This is a genomic window from Bacillus gobiensis (genome assembly GCF_001278705.1).
Lineage (GTDB): Bacteria > Bacillota > Bacilli > Bacillales > Bacillaceae > Bacillus > Bacillus gobiensis.
The window spans coordinates 3396282-3418213 of record NZ_CP012600.1 but is presented as its reverse complement, the minus strand read 5'-3'; the positions used below and the strand labels follow the sequence as shown (position 1 = coordinate 3418213).

General features: G+C 39.1%; 18 protein-coding genes, 5 pseudogenes and 1 riboswitch. Of the genes and pseudogenes, 13 read left to right on the top strand and 10 right to left on the bottom strand.

Annotated elements, in window-relative coordinates:
• Positions 1 to 156: 156 nt before the first annotated feature.
• The gene (locus AM592_RS17105) at positions 157 to 1158 is read right to left on the bottom strand and encodes an oxidoreductase (protein ID WP_053604922.1); all 1002 of its coding nucleotides are present in this window, start codon (positions 1156 to 1158) and stop codon (positions 157 to 159) included.
• Positions 1159 to 1311: 153 nt separating this feature from the next.
• Here AM592_RS17105 and AM592_RS17100 point away from each other — a divergent pair, with 153 nt between their 5' ends.
• A complete protein-coding gene (locus tag AM592_RS17100; RefSeq protein ID WP_053606156.1) occupies positions 1312 to 1764 on the top strand; it encodes an Lrp/AsnC family transcriptional regulator in 453 nt (150 codons plus the stop codon).
• Positions 1765 to 1963: 199 nt separating this feature from the next.
• Here the strand turns inward: AM592_RS17100 and AM592_RS17095 are convergent, their stop codons facing one another.
• Positions 1964 to 3466, bottom strand: a complete 1503-nt coding sequence (locus AM592_RS17095) for an esterase/lipase family protein (protein WP_225970261.1) — start codon at positions 3464 to 3466, stop codon at positions 1964 to 1966.
• A 313-nt stretch (positions 3467 to 3779) separates the two neighbouring features.
• On the opposite strand from AM592_RS17095, the gene AM592_RS17090 reads away from it, so the two are divergent.
• Positions 3780 to 4202, top strand: a complete 423-nt coding sequence (locus AM592_RS17090; RefSeq protein ID WP_225970260.1) for a DUF2306 domain-containing protein — start codon at positions 3780 to 3782, stop codon at positions 4200 to 4202.
• 308 nt (positions 4203 to 4510) lie between these two features.
• Here the strand turns inward: AM592_RS17090 and AM592_RS17085 are convergent, their stop codons facing one another.
• A complete protein-coding gene (locus AM592_RS17085; RefSeq protein WP_053604921.1) occupies positions 4511 to 5035 on the bottom strand; it encodes an NAD(P)H-dependent oxidoreductase in 525 nt (174 codons plus the stop codon).
• Positions 5036 to 5155: 120 nt separating this feature from the next.
• Positions 5156 to 5590, bottom strand: a complete 435-nt coding sequence (locus AM592_RS17080) for a MarR family winged helix-turn-helix transcriptional regulator (protein WP_225970259.1) — start codon at positions 5588 to 5590, stop codon at positions 5156 to 5158.
• Between the two features lie 102 nt (positions 5591 to 5692).
• On the opposite strand from AM592_RS17080, the pseudogene AM592_RS23500 reads away from it, so the two are divergent.
• A pseudogene (locus AM592_RS23500) lies at positions 5693 to 6054 on the top strand (protein adenylyltransferase SelO family protein); the annotation flags it as partial.
• Positions 6055 to 6302: 248 nt separating this feature from the next.
• On the opposite strand, the pseudogene AM592_RS25385 reads toward AM592_RS23500, so the two are convergent.
• Positions 6303 to 6459: pseudogene (locus tag AM592_RS25385) on the bottom strand (LysR family transcriptional regulator); the annotation flags it as partial.
• A gap of 459 nt (positions 6460 to 6918) precedes the next feature.
• On the opposite strand from AM592_RS25385, the gene AM592_RS17070 reads away from it, so the two are divergent.
• The 4 genes and pseudogenes from AM592_RS17070 to AM592_RS17055 all read left to right on the top strand — a co-directional run bounded on the left by AM592_RS17070 (position 6919) and on the right by AM592_RS17055 (position 12847).
• Positions 6919 to 8214: a reverse transcriptase domain-containing protein gene (locus AM592_RS17070; protein ID WP_053604918.1), complete on the top strand. Its 1296-nt coding sequence runs from the start codon at positions 6919 to 6921 to the stop codon at positions 8212 to 8214.
• A 153-nt stretch (positions 8215 to 8367) separates the two neighbouring features.
• Positions 8368 to 8826 (top strand): annotated as a pseudogene (locus AM592_RS17065) (DUF6414 family protein); the annotation flags it as partial.
• A 357-nt stretch (positions 8827 to 9183) separates the two neighbouring features.
• Positions 9184 to 9774, top strand: coding sequence for a hypothetical protein (locus tag AM592_RS17060; RefSeq protein WP_053604916.1), 591 nt, complete (start codon positions 9184 to 9186; stop codon positions 9772 to 9774).
• 226 nt (positions 9775 to 10000) lie between these two features.
• Positions 10001 to 12847, top strand: a complete 2847-nt coding sequence (locus tag AM592_RS17055; protein WP_312883819.1) for a DEAD/DEAH box helicase — start codon at positions 10001 to 10003, stop codon at positions 12845 to 12847.
• A gap of 20 nt (positions 12848 to 12867) precedes the next feature.
• On the opposite strand, the gene AM592_RS17050 is transcribed toward AM592_RS17055, so the two are convergent.
• The 5 genes and pseudogenes from AM592_RS17050 to AM592_RS17030 form a co-directional block, all read right to left on the bottom strand.
• Positions 12868 to 13263: a (deoxy)nucleoside triphosphate pyrophosphohydrolase gene (locus tag AM592_RS17050; protein WP_053604914.1), complete on the bottom strand. Its 396-nt coding sequence runs from the start codon at positions 13261 to 13263 to the stop codon at positions 12868 to 12870.
• A gap of 58 nt (positions 13264 to 13321) precedes the next feature.
• A complete protein-coding gene (locus AM592_RS17045) occupies positions 13322 to 14131 on the bottom strand; it encodes a cytochrome c oxidase assembly protein (RefSeq protein ID WP_053604913.1) in 810 nt (269 codons plus the stop codon).
• Positions 14121 to 14623, bottom strand: a pseudogene (locus tag AM592_RS17040) (DUF2243 domain-containing protein). The gene AM592_RS17045 and the pseudogene AM592_RS17040 overlap by 11 nt, the downstream one beginning before the upstream one ends.
• A 131-nt stretch (positions 14624 to 14754) precedes the next feature.
• Entirely contained in the window at positions 14755 to 15078 is a 324-nt protein-coding gene (locus AM592_RS17035; protein ID WP_053604912.1) for a Dabb family protein, read from the bottom strand.
• A 161-nt stretch (positions 15079 to 15239) separates the two neighbouring features.
• Positions 15240 to 16036 (bottom strand): annotated as a pseudogene (locus AM592_RS17030) (GMP reductase); the annotation flags it as partial.
• Positions 16037 to 16191: 155 nt separating this feature from the next.
• A riboswitch (SAM riboswitch) is annotated at positions 16192 to 16292 on the top strand.
• A 99-nt stretch (positions 16293 to 16391) separates the two neighbouring features.
• On the opposite strand from AM592_RS17030, the gene AM592_RS17025 reads away from it, so the two are divergent.
• Genes AM592_RS17025 through mtnA form a run of 6 tightly spaced genes read left to right on the top strand, consistent with a single transcriptional unit; the run spans position 16392 to position 21808 of the window.
• A complete protein-coding gene (locus AM592_RS17025; RefSeq protein WP_053604911.1) occupies positions 16392 to 17615 on the top strand; it encodes a 2,3-diketo-5-methylthiopentyl-1-phosphate enolase in 1224 nt (407 codons plus the stop codon).
• Positions 17612 to 18331, top strand: coding sequence for a 2-hydroxy-3-keto-5-methylthiopentenyl-1-phosphate phosphatase (locus AM592_RS17020; RefSeq protein ID WP_053604910.1), 720 nt, complete (start codon positions 17612 to 17614; stop codon positions 18329 to 18331). The genes AM592_RS17025 and AM592_RS17020 overlap by 4 nt, the downstream gene beginning before the upstream one ends.
• The gene (locus AM592_RS17015) at positions 18303 to 18935 is read left to right on the top strand and encodes a methylthioribulose 1-phosphate dehydratase (protein WP_053604909.1); all 633 of its coding nucleotides are present in this window, start codon (positions 18303 to 18305) and stop codon (positions 18933 to 18935) included. Before AM592_RS17020 ends, AM592_RS17015 begins: the two co-directional genes overlap by 29 nt.
• Positions 18936 to 18947: 12 nt before the next feature.
• Positions 18948 to 19478: a 1,2-dihydroxy-3-keto-5-methylthiopentene dioxygenase gene (locus AM592_RS17010; protein ID WP_053604908.1), complete on the top strand. Its 531-nt coding sequence runs from the start codon at positions 18948 to 18950 to the stop codon at positions 19476 to 19478.
• 22 nt (positions 19479 to 19500) lie between these two features.
• Positions 19501 to 20784: an S-methyl-5-thioribose kinase gene (gene mtnK, locus AM592_RS17005; protein WP_098945256.1), complete on the top strand. Its 1284-nt coding sequence runs from the start codon at positions 19501 to 19503 to the stop codon at positions 20782 to 20784.
• Positions 20741 to 21808: an S-methyl-5-thioribose-1-phosphate isomerase gene (gene mtnA / locus AM592_RS17000; RefSeq protein ID WP_053604907.1), complete on the top strand. Its 1068-nt coding sequence runs from the start codon at positions 20741 to 20743 to the stop codon at positions 21806 to 21808. Before mtnK ends, mtnA begins: the two co-directional genes overlap by 44 nt.
• The last annotated feature ends 124 nt before the right edge of the window (positions 21809 to 21932 follow it).

The window sequence follows — 21932 nt, the reverse complement described above, 5'->3', positions numbered from 1 at the left end:
GAGGTGAAAAGATGGCTTGGAAAAAAACAAGCTATTTTTACTTCATTGCGATGCCTATAAGGAGGGCTGAAAACTGGTCTAGTACAAGGGCAGGGGTTGGCCGCCCCTGCCAATTGTTGAATGAAACGGTTCTCTTTTTGTTTCTATCAGGGAGATTTACTCCTTTCGACCAATCATTTTTTGTGCAAAATCAGGGTCTTCCAGCAGTGGGCGTCCGATAGCCACGGCATCTGCTAGCCTGTCCCTGATGATTCGGTCTGCAAAGCTGCGGGTATAGATTTTGCCGACTGCGATAACAGGTACGTTAAGATGCTGTTTAATTGCAGCTGCATCAGGCAGTTGATAGCCTGGATGAATATCCGCAGGCTGGACGGGCAGCAGACCGCCAGATGATACGTCAACCGCATCAAGAAGCCCGTCAGTTTCAAGTGGTTTGAGTATCAGCCCCAGCTCCTGAGGATTTAGGCCGCCGTCGATATAATCGGTCGAGGAGATACGTACGATCACCGGATAATTGCTGCCGGTTTCAGCGCGTATTGCGGCAAGGGTGTCTCGCAAAAATTTCGTCCTGCCGTGACGCGTTCCGCCGTATGCGTCGCTGCGATGATTGGAGATCGGCGACAGGAACTGATGAATCAAAAATCCGTGAGCCGCATGTACCTCAATCCCATCAAAGCTCGCCTCGATACTGCGTCTAGCGGCCAGGTGATAACTTTCAATGAGGCCCTCAATTTCGGAGATCGACAATTCTGCAGGCTTTCCGTACGAATCGTCATAGGGGATCGCGCTAGGAGCAATGAGACGATTCGTTACTTCCGGTGCCGATTTTCTTCCTCCGTGAGACAATTGAACGAATATAGGTGTATGCCGGGTATGAACGGCTTCGGTTACTCTTTTCAACGCTTCGGTGTGTCGATCCGAATAAATGCCGATGTCGTTTGGCCAAAGTCTGCCGTTATTGGACACAGCCGTCGACTCCACTATCATTAAACCGATCCCGTTCGCCCTGCTCAAGTAATGCTGAATATGATGCTCTGTAGCATAACCTTCCGGCGAGCCTTTATACTGTTGCATAGGCGCCATAATTAACCGGTTACGAAGCTTGATGCCACCAATGGTGAGAGGGGTGTCAAGGGAAAGTGAATTTGTCTTGATCATTTGATATCCACTCCTTCAAATTCTATTTGAATGACATTTTATATGGTTGGAGTTACAATTTACATATATAAATAAAGTTATTAAGAAACAAAATTATTTATATTAAAGTTAAAAATACGATTACAGCATATAAAATAAAGGAGAAGACTCATGATGGACAGAATCGACAGTAAAATACTATCACTGCTACATGAGAACGCGCGAATTTCTGCTGCCGAAATCGGCCGGACGATCGCTATGACACAGCCGGCAGTTACCGAACGAATTCACAAGCTTGAGGAAAAGGGGATCATAGCAGGCTACAGGGCGGTCCTTTCGCCCAAGAAACTGGGTAAAGACGTCACGGCGTTCGTGCAGTTTAAAACGAGCAATTGTCTGGACTTCCAGGAATTCTGCTCGCAATCCCCAGATGTCATCGAATTGTACCGCATTAGCGGGGAGTATAATTTCTTGATGAAAATAACTACCGCATCGATGGAGTCGTTGACCGCTTTTCTCGATACGTGCGGCCCGTACGGTTTCTCTTCAACGCTTATCGTGCTTTCGGAAGCGATTCAGAATAAGAGTATGATTGCTGAGGATGGAGATTATATACAAGATACTTGAAAAATGATGGAAGTCTCAGTGGAACATAGCGGTTTGTGTTGCTTTGAATAGAGGGAGACTCAATTTCAACAAGCTTGTCCCCCTCTCTTGCCATTTAATATGATCTCTCTTTTCCTGTCTTTTGAAAGGAAAGCCAATTTTGTTTACAAAAAAACTCCCAATCTGGCACAAAACCAAATCAGGAGAAAAGACTGCTAGATTACTGGTAATAAAGCTTCCCTTTATCATCGATATAAACAGACTTAATAATCGTTCTTTGGAATTTCTCTTTATCTAAGCTTCCATCAATATCGATCGTCATATTGTAGACACCTTCACCAATGTTTGGCAGCTTAAAGGTTTCGTTATTTTTTTTCTGTCCTTTTACTTTTCTTTGTTTGAGCTTTCCGTTTTTATTATAGTATTCAATCGTCATATCTGTTTTTACCTTCAGCTTCTGATCCTTTAGGTTCACCTTCAGATCACCGTTTGCAAGAGTTGTACTAAGTAAATCGTTTAATGGACTGACAAAGGATGCGTTCAACAAGTAATGCTCTTTTTGATCAGAGTTCGCTTGTATCACCCATTTCCCTTCCTCAGGATTTTCTATTTTAATTGAATGATGATAAGACCCTTTTAAATTATCCGATTCTTTAGTCGTTGTAAAAGCTGTATAAGTTTTATTGTTAGGAGAGATAAGAGTCAATTCTGTTCCTGATTGATCACTAGCCCAATCAATATTGATCTCTTTCACTCCTTTTTCTACATAAATATCCTCATTTTTCGTTCCTTCGTACTCGCCCCCGCGGGTGTAATTGCCAGCCTGATTATCAGCAGGTGCGCTGTTTTCTAAGCTTTGTGCTTGAAAGCTTGCAGAAGAATACTGAGTTTCATTCAAATAATTCTTAAAAAGCTGAAAGGTAGATGACCCTACCCTAATTGTGGAATGGTCCCAACTTCCTACTTTAATCTCAGTTGCATATGGAAGTCTTGAACTATTCACAGTCACAACACCATCATTACTGCCGTAAGCTCTTAAATATAGACCTCCCCAATACATCGAGCTTCCGAAGCTTCCCCATTCGGTCCCGCCAAAGGTGTAAATCGGAGCTTTATTCACATAAGGATGATTGTCTGTTAAAGAGCGAAAATACTCCATGTAACCTGTTTGCATGGAATATGTCCCATCATTTTTGCTCCCCAATAAGTCAGCCAGCCAACCGGCCCAGCTGCTATAAGCTAAATCAGCTAATTGTGAGCCGTGATGAGGGGTAGATAGTGTAATCACTCTCTCAACATAAGGGTATGCTCCATTATGAATAAGAGCGACCTGAGTATCAATTCCACCTTTGCTATGAGCGACTACAACCACTTTTTCACCGAAGTGATGATACATTTCCTCTAGTTTCTGCTTTAGCAGATACCCATTGTCCCACATGTTTTTGGTTGGATATAAATCGATGAATGCCGTTTCATATCCGTTTTGGTAGGCGGTATTATACATGTCGTTATCCAGATGCCAAGTGTCAGACGAGCTGTTTAATCCATGTACAAATAGAACCGGACGATTGGAAGGCGCAACATTCGCAGGAGTCGCTCCAACATACCATTGACCTGGGGTTCCTTGTAGCTCACTACCTCCGATAGATCCTGCCTTACTGATTGCCGGAACGAAAAAGAACAAAGCGACAAGAACAATCAACACCTTTTTCATCTTTACCATTTTTCCTCTCACCTTCACTAATTTTTAGGAAGTCATGAGGCGTGTCTAAGAGGAGATCCCATAATAATATAACGGAAGGAAAAGGTAAACGAATACATAAATTAGAAAAAACAGTTAAAAACTAATAGTTTATTCCTAATTTATACATTTATTTAATGCGAAAGACTTACTTGCTAAAGCATTTTTGTCTTTAAATATCAACAATACAAGTCGATTATTGTTAAAAAAATTTAAAAGTTTGTTTAGAGGATGTTTAGAAATAGGCATTAATCTTAAAATAGATTTTCATTCAAGAATCCGAAGTGTGAAATTATTGAAACTTAAAAAAAGCTGGTGGTTATTAGTCATTGTATCTTTGGGAGTAATCGTTCCTTTTGCAGCACCATATTTAACATTCGATCCTGACAATAGCCGCATACGCATGACATCGACAACCATCCAATTTCCCCTATTAGTTGCTCATATTATATTTGCATGTGTTGCCCTAATATCAGGTTTTTTTCAATTCATAGATCGTATTCGAATGAAGAACCCCAAAGTTCATCGCTATCTAGGAAGGATATATGTGATCAGTGTCTTTATAAGCGGAGTACTTGCATTGGCGACTATTTACTATATTGAAAACTTTTCGAAAGCAACTTCTTTCCTTGTTTTATCGCTAATATGGTTATTTACTTGCTGGAAAGGGTATCGTACCGCTGTAAGAAAAGACTTTGCGAGCATCGCAAATGGATGATACGGAGTTTTGGTGTCACTTTAGTAGCAGTAAGTGGACGTGTAGCGGTGCCAGTATTGCTATTAACCTATTATACTTTAAATGGGTTCTCTCTCCCTGGAGGAAGAGAGAAGATGGTGGAGGAAGTTTTAAATGTTAATATATGGGTAGGGCTAATTGTTAATTTTATAATAGTCGAGTACTTAAATCAAAAATAATAGACAGTAGATGAGGGGATACACAACTAAAACGGTGAGTAGTTTTGATTAAATTGCAGATTAATATAAGAGAGGGAGACTCAAGCCCCTTGAGTCTCCCTCTCGTGCTATTTAAAAAGAAGACTTAAGATGCTGTACCAACGCTTCTGCACTTTCATTCACTTGCTCTGTTGTAATAGTGTTAGCTCCATGAGTTAAGTACATTGGCAGAAAATGCATGCCTGTAAAGTTGGCCATTGCTTGAAATGGCTTTGTTATTTCACTCATACTGAAGTGATTAGAGCCGCCTGCTTGATAGGCTTCCTCTGGTGAGCCTATAGAAATCGCTAAACTAAATTCTTTTCCTCGCAATTTTGTCCCCTCTGATCCATATGCCCATCCGTATGTAAGGACAACATCCTGCCACTCTTTTAATAATGATGGACTGCTGTACCAATAAAGCGGGAACTGGAATACAATTCTTTCATGATCCAATAATAGCTTTTGTTCGCGTTCGACATCGATTCGTTTATCAGGATATTGTGCGTATAAGTCATGGACGGTAATATCTTGTTCCTGCTGTAATCTTTCCATCAAAGCCTTGTTTATGACTGAATTTGCTAAATTCGGATGAGCGACAATGACTAATGTTTTCATTCATATTCACCTCTAGTTATTATTTGTACGTGAAAATGTTAATTTGAAAAACGACTAAGAAGTAAAGTGGCTTTACAACATTATTTGTATATGCAAATGAAAGAGTAAAAAAAGATGAAATTAACTTTTCTTTTCTAATTTAATGCATGCATCGTTCAGCATTTTACTTAATTCAAGACTAAATTCTTTCCCTAACGATTTCGAGTAGTCTGCATACAATTCATTTAAAGAAATTCGAAACTGCTCGTAAACTTTTTCGCCTTCTTCTGTTAAAGAGATGTAGGATTGCTTGCCGCACATTTTTCTGGACACAAGCTTTTGTTTTTCAAGCTTATCGATGAATCTCGTACTTGTAGAAGGAGCGATTGACATTTTTTCGCAAATTTCTTTTTGGGTAATTTGCGGGTGGAACTTAACAATCATGATCATATAAAGATAAGAAGGTGCAAGGTTACTGAAATCAAATGTTTTTTCCGCCAGCTTTGTAATATTTCGCGCAAATCGGTTAGCGGTAAAAAATAAGCATTGAGTTAGTAATAGTTCTTCTTCGTTCAAAACCTTCAGTCCCCTCTTTCATTTGCATATACAAATTAACATGGTGGGATGTGTGATGTCAAACAAATTATTCCGTCAAAAAAAATAACAGCCACTCCTAACAAGAAATACCACGTGGACTATACCAACACCTACTGCGCATTAACTTTTGACATGAGGATACGATCCTGTTTGAGACCCCGGAATTTACTCAGTGGAATGAGCATTGGCAAGCAAGACTAGGCAGACAGTAGGAATCGAAAGCCTCTGTCAATCAACTGATGCAAAACAGCAATCCTGCGGTCATCCCGTGGAACCATCGGGTAGAAGAAGCGTTGGAAGCTGCAGTGGAACAAGGAGACTACAGCGTGATGGAGCGGCTTTTGGATGTTCTTTCAAACCCTTGCGCACACTCCATAGAACAGGCTGAACACTGTACGGTCCCAGAGTCAGCAACTCCTTACCAGACCTTTTGCGGTACTTGATATATGCAAAAGAAACGAATCTTGAATTTAAGGTTCATTAGAAAATCCCCCTAATGCGAGGGGGGATTTTCTAATAGCTGAAACAGAAATAATTCAACTTGGAAATGTACATAACCCCTAGCTTTGATTAACGTTTTGTCAGTTTTTCGTGTTAACTTCTATAAAAGCTTGAAAGGAGGTGTCTTACAATTATCTTTGCTGTTTTGATATCTGTGTCTAATGACCATTGACGGTAATGCAGATATTCAAAGACCTGCGATGACACACTGTTTGATAGCCTCTACGCTAACGAATTCAAATTTATTTAACGGATCCCTTTGTTGAATGAAAGGAGTTTTAAAATAAGTTGCGATAAGAGCAGCCTATTTCGGTAAGCAAAAGTGTTTCGTGTTCAGGACCTTTGGATAAACTTTCAATTTAGAAAACATGGATAATCTGAAGAGGTGTCCATTTGGATTAGAGGTTCTAGTATTAAGGCAGAAAAAAATTATTTAAGATCTAAAAAATCAGGTATATTTTGACTGTGACTGAATTAAATGGTAAAATCGGTATAGTTTAAGCCTCATAAAAGAAGTTATGAGGGTAATTGGTGAATTTCTGTCAAGCTTTATCTCAATTGTAATTCCACTGCTAATCAAGCTAATTACAAATGATATTGCTTCTGAATAACTGGGCATTTGGATACCTCCAATCGTCATAATCAACCAATTCAATATACTAATTATAGTATAAGCTAATAGTGCATCTAGTAGTCTCTTTATAGTCTAGCAATAGCCTATAATTCGAAAGGAGAGTATGCTTGCAAGGGTTTCTTTTAAAGAGTAATAGACTACGATTACATACCCTTGCTAGCTCTGCCAAAAAATGAATAAGCAAAAATATAGAGTTAAGGGATATACACATCTAGATAATAAAAAATCTATCGAAAAAGTTAAGAATAATATACAAAATCCCAGATGGATTGCTAAACATGGATTTTATCCATTTATACATTTTAAAATTAAGTTTCACAAGTATAATAGAAAGCTTAAAAAGCCGAAAGAAAAAATCCGAAAAATATTTTATGCTTCTCATATCGATAGCTTTATTTATAAGTATTATGGTGACAAATTAAATAATCACTATAATTCTGTTGTTGAAGAATTAGGTATTAATGATGTTGCTATTGCTTATAGAAATAACTTATCCGGGAAAAGTAATATTAATTTTGCTAAAGAAGTTATTGATTTTATCAAAGCACAACAAAATGCATATATCTTTGTTGCAGATTTTACTAATTTCTTTGATACTTTGGACCATAGGTATCTAAAAGAGAAAATCCGCTATACCCTAAAAAAGGAAACCTTACCTGATGACTATTATAATGTCTTTAAAAATATAACGAGATTCAGTTATTTTATAAAAGATACAATAGAATCTGACTTGAAAATCAAATATACTGAAAGTGAAATAAAAAATAAATATAAGTATTTTACCGAAGAAGAGTTTAGAGCTTTTAAGCATAAAAATATATATAAGAATTCTAAGAGTTTTGGAATTCCTCAAGGAGCTGGAATTAGTTCGGTCTGTTCAAATATTTATCTCTTAGATTTTGATGAAAAAATAAAGAAGTATGTAGATGAGCGAAATGGATTATATAGAAGATATTGTGATGATTTAATTATAGTAATTCCTCATGGGGGAGACGCCCAGCTCTATAATTTTCAAATTCATCAACAATTTGTGGAAAATGTAAAAAAGCAGGTTCCAAATTTAGAGATTCAACCTGAAAAGACTGGAAATTACTTTTACACTAATAATAAAATAATGGACTTAGAATTTAATGAAACAAAATTAGATTATCTAGGGTTTAGCTTTAATGGCGAGGAGGTTCGAATCAGAGAAAAAAGTCTTTTTAAATATTATACGAGAACATATCGAAAAATAAGGATATGTAATCGTAAGTCAAAAGAGTTCGCTCGTAAATCCTATAGAAGAGAGTTATATAAAAATTATTCACACTTGGGTAAAAATAAGAAGGGACATGGAAATTTCCTGAGCTATGTCTCAAGAGCACAGAAAATATTTGATGAAAAATCTAGTACTGAAAACCTTATGGAAACTCAAGTGAAAAATCATTGGAAAAATATTGAATATCGATTAGAAGACCCAAAATTATAAAGACAAGTCTGATTCTAGTTAATTAAGAGCAGGCTTTTTTTATTTATATATATCTTAAAATAAATTTCTAACACCTTAGATGTAATAATGTGTAAAATGGGTTCTTATTAGGGCAGTAGGGGCTTTATATGTTCCAGCTAAGAATTCCTCTATTTAGATGAAAGGACTATACGAAGATATTTATCGTCGGTAGAAGAGGGGTTAGTCAAGGAAGTTATGCAAACTGATATAGCTAATAAGCTGAATTGGAAACTTTATGTTTCTCTTGGGGAGATGAGGAAGTTGCCTGTAGCAGTAGGAATTACAATACCAAATGTAGGGGAAAAGAAAAAAGGAAAAGCAGGTACAGTCTCTGTTCAAATGAGTAAAGCGCCTACTGTCGACTCGCAATTTGATAAGTTATTTAAGTATCTTGAGCCTGTGCTACAGTACTTAAGGGATTTGAACTCGCAATTTGGTCTCAGCTTGAAAATGGACAATTTGTATACTATTCATCTGAGGTATCTCTACCAAAAGGATATGAAAATGCTTAACTCCTTAAGTATAGGTACTGACTTTTATGATTTCGCAAAAAACTGGGTAGAAAATGGTGATGCTTTCGAAAAGTTATAGAAGAAAGCAATGGCAATAGAAAAGAAGCTGCTTAAAAAGTATTTACGAATATATATTCACTTCCAATAGATTCACAAAGAAAGTATTGCAAAAATCATTCATGATAACTTGAGAGATTCAATTCTTGAAGACCTAACTTTTGGTAGAGCATTAAACTTTGGCGAGAGAAGAGCATGTTCTAAATACTAGTGATAGAAATACATTTTTTGAATCAACCTTAAAAGGTGTTGATAGAATTATGAATCGAGAAGAAAGACGAAAATAAAAATGATTTGTTTGATATAGCAACTAAACCAGCCGTAACAATTTTACTAATCGAAATTGTCTGATAATAAACAAGTAGGGGGAAGTGATAAAATGACACATTGGTTTGAATATTCAATAGTCGCAGTACATATGAAAAATGCAAAAGATTGTATAGAAAAAATGCAAAAAGTGACATTCAAAGAGATAGGTTATAATTATGGTAAAGTAGAAGAGGGTATTTTTTTTAATAACACAAGGTATGGTGTTTTAGCTATTTATAGTATTAATGCTACCCTAGAAACAACAGTTGCTATGACATCAAGAGTATTAACAGTAAAAGCAAAACATTTTAATGTTAGGGTTGATAAACTAACTGAAAAAGGAATAATTACAAAGGATTTGACCCTAAAAAATCTAATACAGTTAAGAAAGATAAGAAATCTTATATCTCATTGGGAAGAAAATCATTTAGAGCTTTTAGGAACTTCAAGTTATTTACCTGTAATGTTTTCTAAAACAGTATCTAAAAATAAGAACGAAGAGTTAATTAGTATGCTTACACCAGACCGGATGAACCAATACTTAGACGATTTAGCAGGTTTGTTAAATAATATAATACATAATATTGATAAGGAAAAATATAATAGGTTGTATTATAGTCTTAAGCAAATTAGAGATGGACTACTTGTAATTGGATATTAGATCAAGCGTGAGTGGATCAAAGGGAATTTTGGTAATAGTCATTAAAGTAGAAAAAATTCATATAGTTTTCATCTACTTCAACTGTGTTTTTTAACGGTGGTCACGTCATTAATAAAGGGGGAGAATGCCTCTCTATTAAAGAATACCAAAAGAATTTTGCATCCTAGAATAGTGTTATACCTTTTCCTACTTCTCTAAACCCTAAACCATCAACAAAAATCAACTGATGTATAAAACAAATACCTTACTAGGAGCCACCCTAATGGACATCCAAAAAAAATTGATCGTAAATTCAGAAAAGGGAAATTTGTTAATAGAATTAATACGTTCAATTAGTGAGTGCAAAAGTTTTTATTTTAGTGTCGCATTTATTAATTTTAGTGGCCTTCAGCTTTTGCTTGATCCATTAAAAGAAGCAGGAGAAAAAGGAATCAAAGGGAAGATCATTACGTCTACTTATCTAAATTTCACCGATGCAAAGTCCTTAGAAAAGATAAGAGAGTTTAACAATGTGGAGCTAAAGGTTTTTGTTACAGAAAAGGAGCTCGGTTTTCATACGAAAGCTTATATTTTCGAGTACGAGGAAAGCTATAAGGTGATTATCGGTTCATCCAATATTACACAAAGCGCCCTTAAAAGTAATATTGAATGGAATGTTGAAATCGTTTCTAAAGAAAACGCTGGTTTTATAGAAGAGGTTTTAAAGGAATATCAAATTTTGTGGGACAGTAGCGTCTATGCTGATCAGGATTTTATTGATAGGTATGAAGGTTTTCTTAAGAGTCTCAAAAAATCGCAAATGACCCATCAACTGATCTATGAAAATCGGAAATATATTGTTCCAAATAGAATTCAAAATCGTGCGATTGAGAATTTAGAACGGCTTAGACATTTTGGCGAAAGAAAAGCTCTGGTGATTGCAGCCACTGGTACGGGGAAAACCTATATGTCAGCCTTTGATGTCAAAAGGTTCAAACCAAAAAAACTTCTTTTTATTGTCCATCGCGAAGAAATTTTAAGAAAAGCAAGAGATAATTTTGAAATGCTCCTTCCGAATGAAGGCCTTACTTTCGGGTTGTTGACAGGAAATCAAAAGCAAAAACACGTTGACTATGTATTTGCTACTATTCAAACAGTGTCCAAATGCTTTCATGAATTTAAGAAGGATGAGTTTGATTACATCATTATTGATGAGGCTCATCATGCAACGAGTCCAACCTACCAAGGTGTTTTAAATTACTTCGAGCCACAATTCACTCTTGGGATGACTGCATCGCCAGAAAGAAGCGACAATCATAATGTGTTTGAGCATTTTGATAATAATGTCGCGTTAGAAGTACGATTACATGAGGCTTTAGATGACGAGCTGATCATTCCTTTTCATTATTTTGGCATCACAGATTTTGAAGGCATTGACCTAAGAGGTGTTTCAATTGATGACATAGCTGAAGTTACCAAAAGGTTAAAGGTGAATGAACGTGTTGATTTTATCATTGAGAAGATGAATTTTTATGGGCACGATGGAGAGAAAAGAAAGTGCCTAGGATTTTGTGCAAGTATTGAACATGCGACCTTCATGGCGGCGGAGTTTAATAAAAGGGGCTACCTAAGTATTAGTTTAGATGGCACTGATACAGTTGAGCAACGCGGAAACTATATTCAAAGATTAGAAGATGAAAATGATGAGTTACAATGCATCTTCACAGTAGATATCTTTAATGAAGGCGTAGATATCCCTTCTGTAAATACTGTATTAATGCTCAGACCAACGAACTCTCCAATTGTCTTTATTCAACAATTAGGAAGAGGACTGAGAAAGTACAAGAATAAGAGCTTTTTAACAGTTCTTGATTTTATCGGTAACCATAATAAAGCCTTTCTAATTGCCATCGCGCTAAATGGAAGTAGATATTATGATAAAGAAAGTCTTAAGGTAGCCATTTCAACGGGATTTGCTAATATCCCAGGATGTACACATATTCAAATGGATAAAATATCTCAGGAAAGAATTTTAGAGCAAATTGATAAGGAAAACTTCAATTCCATGAAATATTTAAAGGAAGAGTATTTCGAATTTAAGAAGCTCAATCAAGGATATATTCCATATTTCTTATTAGATTATCTGAAATTCGATGCGGCACCTGATCCTATTAAATTTATTGATCGTGAAAAAACGTATTTACAATTCGTAGCCAAGGTTGAGAAGGATGATCATCTGAAAAACCTGTTACATAATGAAATTTTTGAACAGACATTAAAAGAATTATCAAGCAAGCTGCCATTAAAACGAATACACGAATTTGTTATCATTCGATATCTTTTTGATCACGATGAAATATCTCTTGAAACAGCTACGCTTGAAATTTTAAAAATGGTTAAAGACGTTGATGGGGATAGTGTATTACATGCATTTGAGTGTTTAAATCAGGATTATTATGATAATATCCAGAAAAACAACAAACCGCAATTATTTACGAATAGTAGCGGTATTCTAAAGAAGACTCGAGCCTTTCCGCAATTGCTAGAGAAGAAAGAATATAGAGATTACATCGAAGATATCGTGAATTATGGGATTTTCCGCTATGAAAAAGAATATAAACAGGAATACTATGGTGTTCCGCATTTTAAACTGTACGAACAATATCAAATGACCGACGCTGCATTGCTTTCCAACTACCGAAAAATTCACACAGCCTTTCGAGGTTCAGGGTTGCTAACAAATGGAAATGATTTTTTCCTATTTATCGACTTGCACAAGGAAGAGGATATTAAAGAAAGCATTAATTACAATGATCAATTCCTTGATGAACAAACCTTTCAATGGGAGACGCCAAATAGTACAGCTCAATCATCTGAAAGAGGAAAGAATATAATTCATAATAAACAACGGGGAATTAACCTTCACTTGTTTGTCAGGAAGTACAAGGAAATTGATAAAAAAACGCAGCCATATATTTATATTGGGAAAGGCGATACTGTTCATTATGAAGGAGAAAAGCCAATTACTACCCAAATCAAATTGGAGAACGAAGTCCCGGCAAATTTGTATATCGAATTCACTGAAAAAGTATAGTCTTCTCAATTAAGAAAAGACTATTTTTCCGATATTAATTGTTTTACAGCAGGAACGTCAGCTGGTGCCCACTTTAACGAATCAAGGTTCTCTCTTTTCAACCAAATTAATTTTGAATGTTCACTACGAATCGGCGTTCCTTTGACAATGCTGCATTTAATAGCAATTAGGTTGATAATAAACGTATCATATTCATGGACATTTTCATTCAGTATTTCTTTCGTTTCGATTTGACACTGCAATTCCTCGTTTATTTCTCTTACTAAAGCGGAGAAGATATCTTCATCTGCCTCCACTTTGCCACCAGGAAATTCCCACATGTTTGGAATCTTCATTTCCGGAGATCTTAGTGCACAGAGAATTTCTTCTTGATCATTTTCAATAACAGCTGCAACTACTTTGACTACTTTTTTCAATGTTATCCCTCCATTTGTAATGATAGCATGTTTGAGAGGGTGATTCTTGATTTATTATCTATTCAGTCAAGGCTTTCTCATCGGGCAAAACTGACCGCAGCCTCACACTCCTATACCATTGAAAACAAAGAACAATGATCAATACAAGGTCTACAGCATCTCCCCCATAATACATAATCATTGCACCTTGATCAGCTTGCTCTCTCGAAACACCGCTAGGCGGATAGGCATAGATCATTTTCGAGAGAATGCTGTGGCCGGCTAACGCAATGATTAGGACAACTGCCCTGTACATAAAACTGTGGCGATATGGGTCTGGATCAATCGAGAGAATGGAAGAGGTAAAGACGTATCCCACCAAAAATATATGGATATGAACCAGGATATGGACAAGGGTATTCTGGTTCATTACTGCGTATAACTCAGTCATATATAGAACCCATAGTCCGCCGATATTCAAAACTGTAGCTGTAATGGGATCAGTCAGGATGCCAACGGGTCTGCTTTTTAATAGTTTGGACAGGCGTCTTGCCGCTGTAATTGGAATTGCCCGAAGAATGAGTGTCATAGGGGCAGCTAAAACGAGCAGAAGCGGCGCCAGCATGCCGAGCAATAAATGTCCGATCATATGTGCGGTGAAATCCATATGTGCTTTTTGTACCAACGGGCCAATTACGCTGGCTGCTACGCAGATGATGCCTGTACTCCAAAGCAGGTAGCGGTGCAGCGGCCATTTTTTGTATCGGCGGTTGGATACGATTCTCGCAATAAAATAAAGTACGATTAATAAGAAGAAGGCAACAGCCAGGACTGGCTCAATTAAAGCTTGATCGCTTGAATGAGTGTGATGGACGTGTTCACTGTTCATTATAAGAACCTCTCTTTATCTGCACAGGCCGCTTATTCGAGAGGGAATTGAGGATTGCTCCAATAACGATCATAATAATAGCGGTAACATTCCAAACAATATCGTAAGGAACCACATTTACATAATAGCGGATTTGGTGAAGCCCCATGAGCTTGTGCTGGATGATGCCGTCATAAAGCTGGAACACACCAGCGCCAAGAAACATACCGCCAATCCATCTTTTGCGAAAAAATGATTTCTGCGGCGGAGATCGGCCACCATGAAGAGTGATCCGACCGTTGCAAACCAGCTGAAGGCGTGAAATAATCCATCGGAAACTAGACCAATTGCCGTTGTCGATTTATCGTAGAAATGATGCCAATGCAACAGCTGATGAAAAACCATTTCGTCGAAAAAGGCGATAAGTCCAAGACCAAAGAGAATGCCAGACCAGAGATTGCGTGACTGGTATTTCGGTTCATCTTTCTCATTTGTTTTCCTGGCAGCCATCATATCCTCCCCTTGTCGTTTTTTCTTTTTTCTATATGTATGGTTTCCTCATTTTAGTAGGTGTAAACTGTATCCAACTACGTTTGCATGATTCGATTAAGTAGTGTGAGGAATTCATCCTGCTGCATGTTTCGTTAAAGTTGCTGTATCGGATCAATCCGTTTTGGGTAGTCAACAACAATGATATTTTCTATTATTCCTTTATTGGTTGCTAAAAAATCCTGATGCTCAGGGTGCTTTAAGTAATCACGGCTCGCTTGCAAACTCTCAAAGGTCACTCTCATGCTGACTGTATAGCCATGGATATGCTGCGTTTCTTCGGTTGAGTTGACGCCTGCACTTAGATCAATAATGCCGGGGATTTTGTCTTTAAACTTTAACAGCTGATGGACCAACTCTGACTTTTCCGCAGATGTTAAATCCGATTGAAATTTAAAGATGATGAGATGTTCGTACATGGATGTTTCCACCTTTAGTTCGAGATGCTTGTACTCAGAAACAGAATGAATATAAAACTAGTTTCTTTTCATGGTATTCCCTTTCGTTTTTTTAAATAAACGATATGTTGAATCTATGAAAAAAGGCGAGCAAGCACCAAAGCACTCACTCACCTTCCAATCTAATACACCTTATCTCCATTAAAAATCGAATTCTTCACAATCACATAATCAACATTTCGAATCGCATCCAGCTTATTGCCACCAGCATAAGAAATAGAGGATTGAAGGTCTTGCTCCATTTCTGTCAATACGTCCTGCAGCGATCCTTTATACTCAACATACATTTTCTTTCCTTCTACATTTTTCCGTTCACCTTTTTGAAATTAAGAGGCGGAGCCAAAGTATTCTTTGTAGAGCTTTCCGTCAATCTCGACGGTTTCTCCCGGTGACTCTTCGTAACCGGCAAACAGGGATCCGATCATGACCATCGTCGCTCCGAACCGGATTGATTTTGCGATATCTCCGTGGGTGCGGATGCCGCCGTCGGCGATAATCGGTTTGCTTGCCGCCTTGGCGCACCAGCGCAGAGCCGCCAGTTGCCAGCCGCCGGTACCGAATCCGGTTTTGATTTTTGTGATGCAGACCTTACCAGGCCCAATCCCAACTTTTGTTGCATCCGCTCCTGCGTTTTCCAGTTCTCTTACCGCTTCCGGAGTCCCGGCGTTTCTGGCAATTACGAAGCTGTATTCTTCCTCTTTCACGCCGACACTGATCGAAGCGAATAATCCTTTTTCGTGCATCTCTTTAATGAATACGGTACGTTTTTCCGGTTCAAATCGGTGCATGACATAAAAGTAACCATTTCCGCTAAGGTAATGGCGATTTTTTCATCAATAATTGTTTGCATATTTGCAGGTACGACAGGAAGCTTAAATTTTCGTCCGCCGAAGGTGACTGAAGTGTTTAATTTCGTTCGTCCTTAGGTGCTATACACCATTTATCAAATCAGGTCAAAGGTTTTTGCTTTTTATCATTTTTATCGTCCGAATGAAAGTTAATTAAAAAACAATATTGACACTGAATAAAGAACATGTCATAATCCAAGTAAATTTATATGAATGATAAAAAATATTCTTATCAAGAGCAGGCGGAGGGACTAGCCCGATGAAGCCCGGCAACCGACTCATGAGCACGGTGCTAAATCTTGCAACAGAAATGTTGAGTGATGAGAAGTTGTTTTTTCGAAAACCTCTTCTTATGTGGAAGAGGTTTTTTCATTATACAGGAAATGACTTTCAGTAATGCTGAAATGAAAGGAGGCGTTGGCAATTATGGCAGAAGTAATTGCTGTTTATCAATTGGCTGCTGAGCCAGAAAAGCTGGAAAAGAAAGCGGAGGATATTGCCCTTGGATTAACGGTCGGCTCCTGGACCAACCTTCCTCTGTTAGAGCAGGAGCAATTAAAGAAACATAAAGGCCGTGTGGTCGAAATAAAAGAAATCGGTGAAACATTGCCTTCTGGGAAGAAACTTTCGGAAATACATATTGCGTTTCCAAGTGATAATTTTTCAAATGATTTACCGGCGATTTTAACGACAACCTTCGGGAAATTATCGCTTGATGGTGAAATTAAGCTGCTCGATTTAAAGCTTGATCCGGAGCTTGAAAACGATTTTCCCGGCCCTCGTTTTGGGATAAAAGGGATTCGCGAGAAATTAGGCATCTATGACAGACCGCTCGTAATGAGCATTTTTAAAGGGATCATTGGGCGAAATATGGAGTATTTGCTGGGTCAATTGCGGGAACAGGCCTTGGGCGGGATTGATATTGTGAAGGATGATGAGATCCTGTTTGATAATGACCTGACCCCATTTGAACAACGGATTTCAGAAGGGAAGAAGGTTCTCGACCAGGTGTACGAGGAAACCGGGCATCGGACCTTATATGCTGTCAATTTAACAGGGCGGACTTTTGATTTAAAAGAGAAAGCAAGAAGAGCGAAAGAGCTGGGTGCGGATCTTCTTTTGTTTAATGTTTTCACTTATGGTCTTGATGTGTTGCAAGCCTTGAGGGAAGACGAGGAAATCGCCCTTCCGATTATGGCTCATCCTGCCTTTAGCGGCGCGCTGGCTTCTTCTGAAAAATTTGGCCTTTCCCATCACCTGCTTCTCGGGAAATTGTTAAGACTTGCGGGAGCGGATTTGTCGCTGTTTCCTTCACCATATGGCAGTGTTGCGCTAGAGAAGGATAAGGTCTTGGCGTTAAAGGAGGAGCTAATTAAAGAGTCTACACTATCATCTGTCTTTCCAGTCCCGTCTGCAGGGATTCATCCCGGACTTGTCCCTCTGCTCGTGCAAGATTTCGGCAATGATTGTGTCATTAATGCGGGCGGCGGAGTTCATGGACATCCGCAGGGAGCCAGAGGAGGCGGGAGAGCATTCCGTCAAGCTGTCGACCTCGTTCTATCCGGAAAATCACTGGCCGATGCACCGCCTGATTCCGAGCTTCAAGAGGCGATCAAGCTTTGGGGATGGAAGGAAGAGGTTCAGCGGTGAGTAAGCCCATCATCTTTTGCGACTTTGACGGAACTGTAACGAAGAAAGACAACATTGTAAACATCATGAGGCAATTCGCCCCGCCGGAATGGGAGAAATGGAAGGATGACGTGTTATCTCGGAGCGTGAGCATTCAAGAGGGAGTCGGAAATATGTTTGCACTTCTGCCCTCTTCCTTACAACAGGAGATTACGAGATTTGTTTTAGAGAATGCTGTCATACGTGAAGGCTTTAGCGAGTTTGTCCAGTTTACAAAAGAACAGCGAATTCCTCTCTATATCGTCAGCGGGGGAATGGACTTTTTCGTAAACCCTATGCTTGAAGGCTTTGATTTAATTTCTGGGGTGTTTTGTAATGAAGCGGATTTCAGTGAAGACAAGATAAAGATTCATTGGCCCCACAAGTGTGATGAGAAATGTTCGAATCAAAATTGCGGATGCTGCAAGCCGGCCATTATTCGGAACATATCCAAGGATGATACATATGTGATTGTCATTGGCGATTCGGTTACTGACTTGGAAGCAGCAAAATGCGCGGACACGGTGATTGCGAGAGATTATTTAGCTGAAAAATGCGAAGAACAATCGATTCCTTATCGGGCGTTTGAAACGTTTTATGATTGTATAACTGTTTTAGAAGGCTTGCTGCAAAGAGATCAAAATACTATCGATGAAGTAGGTGAACCAAATGAGTTACGTTTTAACTCGACATCATGAGCTTGCCGAGATCAAGGAGGAGCTGGCAGAACGTGATTGGTTTATGGGGACGAGCGGCAATTTGGCCATCAAAGTCCAGGATGACCCTTTACAATTTCTCGTGACAGCGAGCGGCAAGGATAAACGGAAAAAAACAAAAGAGGATTTTTTGCTTGTCGATCAGAACGGCGATCCTGTTGGCAGCACCAACGTAAAGCCATCGTTTGAAACGCTGCTTCATTGCGAAATATACAAGAAAACTGCTGCCGGCTGCAGTCTTCATGTCCATACGGTGGCCAACAATGTCATTTCTGAGCTGTATGGCGATGAAGGGAAAATTGTTTTCCAAGGACAAGAGCTCATAAAGGCTTTTGGTTATTGGGAAGAGGATGCCGAGTTAACGATTCCGATCATTCACAACTATGCACATATTCCTAGATTAGCAGAAACCCTTTCATCCTTTGTCAACGACGACAAAGGAGCGGTTCTTATTCGAAACCACGGAATTACCGCTTGGGGAAAAGACGGTTTTGAAGCGAAAAAAATCCTCGAAGCATGCGAGTTTTTATTTCAATACCAGGTCACATTGCTGCAAACAAAAGCTGGCCGGGCAATCAAAATATAAGGAGGAAATAACATGACAACGATTCGTATTCAAGAAACAAACGAAGTAATTGAAAACCAAGAGGAAGTCATTGAATTTTTGCAGGAGCAAGGCGTGATTTATGAGGAGTGGGATATCGAAAAGTTACCTGAACGTCTGCAAGAAAAATTTCTATTAGACGAAGATGAAAAGCAAGAAATCATCAATGCATTTGAAGATGAAATCAAAGATATTTCAGCAAGACGAGGATATGAGGCGTGGGATGTGATCTCGCTTGCTGAGCATACTCCGAACCTTGAAGAATTGCTGAAGAATTTCCAGCGTGAGCACCATCATACAGACGATGAAGTCCGCTTTATCGTCAGCGGACACGGAGCTTTCGTTATTCAAGGGAAAAACGGACAATTTTTTGAGGTGCATTTAAACCCAGGAGACCTTATTTCAGTCCCAGTCGGAGTGCGCCACTATTTCACGTTAGCAGAGGATCGTAAAGTCGTTGCTATCCGTATCTTTGTGACAGCAGAAGGCTGGGTGCCTGTATACGAAGCAGAGAATGCTAAGTAAAGAGATACAGGAGGGGAATGCTTTGAAGGATTTTACATCTGCTTATTTTACGATGAATGAACAGGATGCCCTGGAATATATCAAACAAAAGGGCGGTTTCTTTGGGGAGAATGCAGATCTCCATTGCCAGGAAATTGGTGATGGAAACCTGAATTATGTATTTCGAGTCGTGGATCGAAAGAGTGATCAGTCCATTATTTTGAAGCAGGCGGGACCGGTAGCGCGTATTTCCGACCAATTTAAAGTGTCGCCGGATCGAAATCGGATTGAAAGTGACATTTTAACGCTTTACGGAGAGCTTGCTCCTGATTTCGTCCCGGTATTCTATTCCTATGATCCGATCATGAATTGCTGCCTCATGGAGGATTTGTCTGATCATGAAATTTTGCGATCGGCCCTTTTAAACCATAAGAAGTTCCCTTTATTTGCGGAGCATATCACGACGTTCCTAGCAAACACGCTGCTGCTCACGTCAGATGTCGTGCAGGAGCATAAGGCGAAAAAGGAATTAGTCAAAAAGTTCACGAATCCGGAGCTTTGCGAAATAAGCGAGGATTTGGTTTACACTGAACCATTTTACGATTGCGAGCAAAACGATGTATTTGAAGGGACTCGCGAGTTTGTTCGCGAAACGATCTGGAACGACCATCAATTAAAATTTGAAACGGCGAAGCTGAAGTTTGATTTTATGACAAAGGCACAGTCGTTGCTTCATGGTGACCTTCATACAGGATCGATTTTTATTAAAGAAGATTCGACAAAAGTGATTGATCCGGAGTTTGCTTTTTACGGTCCGGCTGGATATGATGTCGGCAATTTGATTGCGAATTTGATATTCGCTTATGTCAATGCAGCTTTTACGATAGAAGACGATAAGGAAAGAGCGGATTATTTAAGCTACTTGGAACAAACGATCAAAGATGTCATTGAACTGTTTCAGGAAAAATTTCTGCAGCTGTGGGATGAAAAAGCGACAGAGCAAACAGCTGTTTTGCCTGGCTTTAAAGAAATTTATTTAGATGCCATCATCGAAGATGCCGTAGCTGTAACAGGGCTTGAGCTGTGCAGAAGAATTATCGGAATCGCTCATGTCAAAGATATGACATCAATTGCCGAGCAGTCAGACCGTGTCACAGCAGAGAAAATTTGCTTAACAGCAGGGAAAGCCTTTATTCTTAAGCGGTCTGAGATTCGAACGGGAAACGATTTTTTCAATCGATTACGTGATAGCGTCCGCCTGTATAAGGAAGGAGTAAGCAGCCATGACAACACCAGTAGCGGCGATTCAATCCGTGCAGCTCGATGATGAACAGAATGCGCTTATTTTATTAGACCAAACACTTTTGCCAAATGAAAAAGTCTTTTTGCAGCTGACCACGGTGGAAGAAATTTGGGACGCCATTTACCGGCTGAAGGTTCGGGGAGCGCCTGCGATTGGAATTGCCGCAGCATATGGAGTTTATTTAGGAACAAAGCAATCAAATGCTGCAACATTTTCTGAATTATCTGCGGATTTTCAAGCAGTAAAGCAATATCTTGCATCTTCGCGTCCAACGGCTGTGAATTTGTTCTGGGCATTAAATCGAATGGAAGAACGGTTAAAAAAAGAAGCGGAAAAAAGCGTACAGGAGATAAAGGATGCGCTAAGGGATGAAGCGGAAAGCATTCGATTGGAAGATGAGAAAATTTGCTACTCAATAGGCGAGCATGCCCTTTCCTTGCTTCAGCCTGGCTGGGGACTTTTAACTCATTGCAATGCGGGAACAATAGCCACGGCTAAGTACGGTACAGCGCTTGCGCCGATTTATTTAGGACAGGAGCAGGGGTATGATTTTCAAGTATTCGCGGATGAAACGAGGCCGCTTCTCCAAGGGGCGCGGCTAACCGCTTGGGAACTGCAGGAGGCTGGTGTCGACGTCACTTTAATTTGTGACAATATGGCCTCGCATGTCATGAAAGAAGGAAAGGTGCAGGCCGTTCTAACCGGATGTGACCGGGTAGCTGCTAATGGCGATACTGCCAATAAAATCGGTACCTCCGGCTTGGCTGTATTGGCAAAGCATTACGGAATTCCGTTTTATATATGCGCTCCATTATCGACGATCGATTTCGAATGTAAAACAGGAGAGGACATCCCCATCGAGCTGCGAAAGCCGGAAGAAATCACGACAACGTGGTACGAAAAGCCGATGGCTCCTGAAAATGTGAAGGCTTATAATCCTGCGTTTGACATTACGGACCATGAGCTGATTACGGGAATCGTCACAGAAAAAGGAATTGCCTATCCTCCGTATCAAGAAAGTTTGGCTTATTTGCGTACGAAGGATTGATAGTGGGAGAATTATACTGGTTAAACAATAGTATTTAATATAAATTAAAGTGGCGAAGCACCTGCTCCGCCGTTTTTTTCGTTAACAGAACTGTTATTTCCGATGGTTATCAATTAACGAAAAA

Excerpts from the sequence above, each read along its gene's own strand:
- AM592_RS17105 (WP_053604922.1), bottom strand. The coding sequence starts at position 1,158 with ATGATCAAGACAAATTCACTTTCCCTTGACACCCCTCTCACCATTGGT.
- AM592_RS17095 (WP_225970261.1), bottom strand. The coding sequence starts at position 3,466 with ATGGTAAAGATGAAAAAGGTGTTGATTGTTCTTGTCGCTTTGTTCTTT.
- AM592_RS17055 (WP_312883819.1), top strand. The coding sequence starts at position 10,001 with ATGTATAAAACAAATACCTTACTAGGAGCCACCCTAATGGACATCCAA.
- AM592_RS17035 (WP_053604912.1), bottom strand. The coding sequence starts at position 15,078 with ATGTACGAACATCTCATCATCTTTAAATTTCAATCGGATTTAACATCT.
- AM592_RS17045 (WP_053604913.1), bottom strand. The coding sequence starts at position 14,131 with ATGAACAGTGAACACGTCCATCACACTCATTCAAGCGATCAAGCTTTA.
- AM592_RS17010 (WP_053604908.1), top strand. The coding sequence starts at position 18,948 with ATGACAACGATTCGTATTCAAGAAACAAACGAAGTAATTGAAAACCAA.
- AM592_RS17060 (WP_053604916.1), top strand. The coding sequence starts at position 9,184 with ATGACACATTGGTTTGAATATTCAATAGTCGCAGTACATATGAAAAAT.
- AM592_RS17100 (WP_053606156.1), top strand. The coding sequence starts at position 1,312 with ATGGACAGAATCGACAGTAAAATACTATCACTGCTACATGAGAACGCG.
- AM592_RS17070 (WP_053604918.1), top strand. The coding sequence starts at position 6,919 with ATGAATAAGCAAAAATATAGAGTTAAGGGATATACACATCTAGATAAT.
- mtnA (WP_053604907.1), top strand. The coding sequence starts at position 20,741 with ATGACAACACCAGTAGCGGCGATTCAATCCGTGCAGCTCGATGATGAA.
- AM592_RS17015 (WP_053604909.1), top strand. The coding sequence starts at position 18,303 with ATGAGTTACGTTTTAACTCGACATCATGAGCTTGCCGAGATCAAGGAG.
- AM592_RS17085 (WP_053604921.1), bottom strand. The coding sequence starts at position 5,035 with ATGAAAACATTAGTCATTGTCGCTCATCCGAATTTAGCAAATTCAGTC.
- AM592_RS17025 (WP_053604911.1), top strand. The coding sequence starts at position 16,392 with ATGGCAGAAGTAATTGCTGTTTATCAATTGGCTGCTGAGCCAGAAAAG.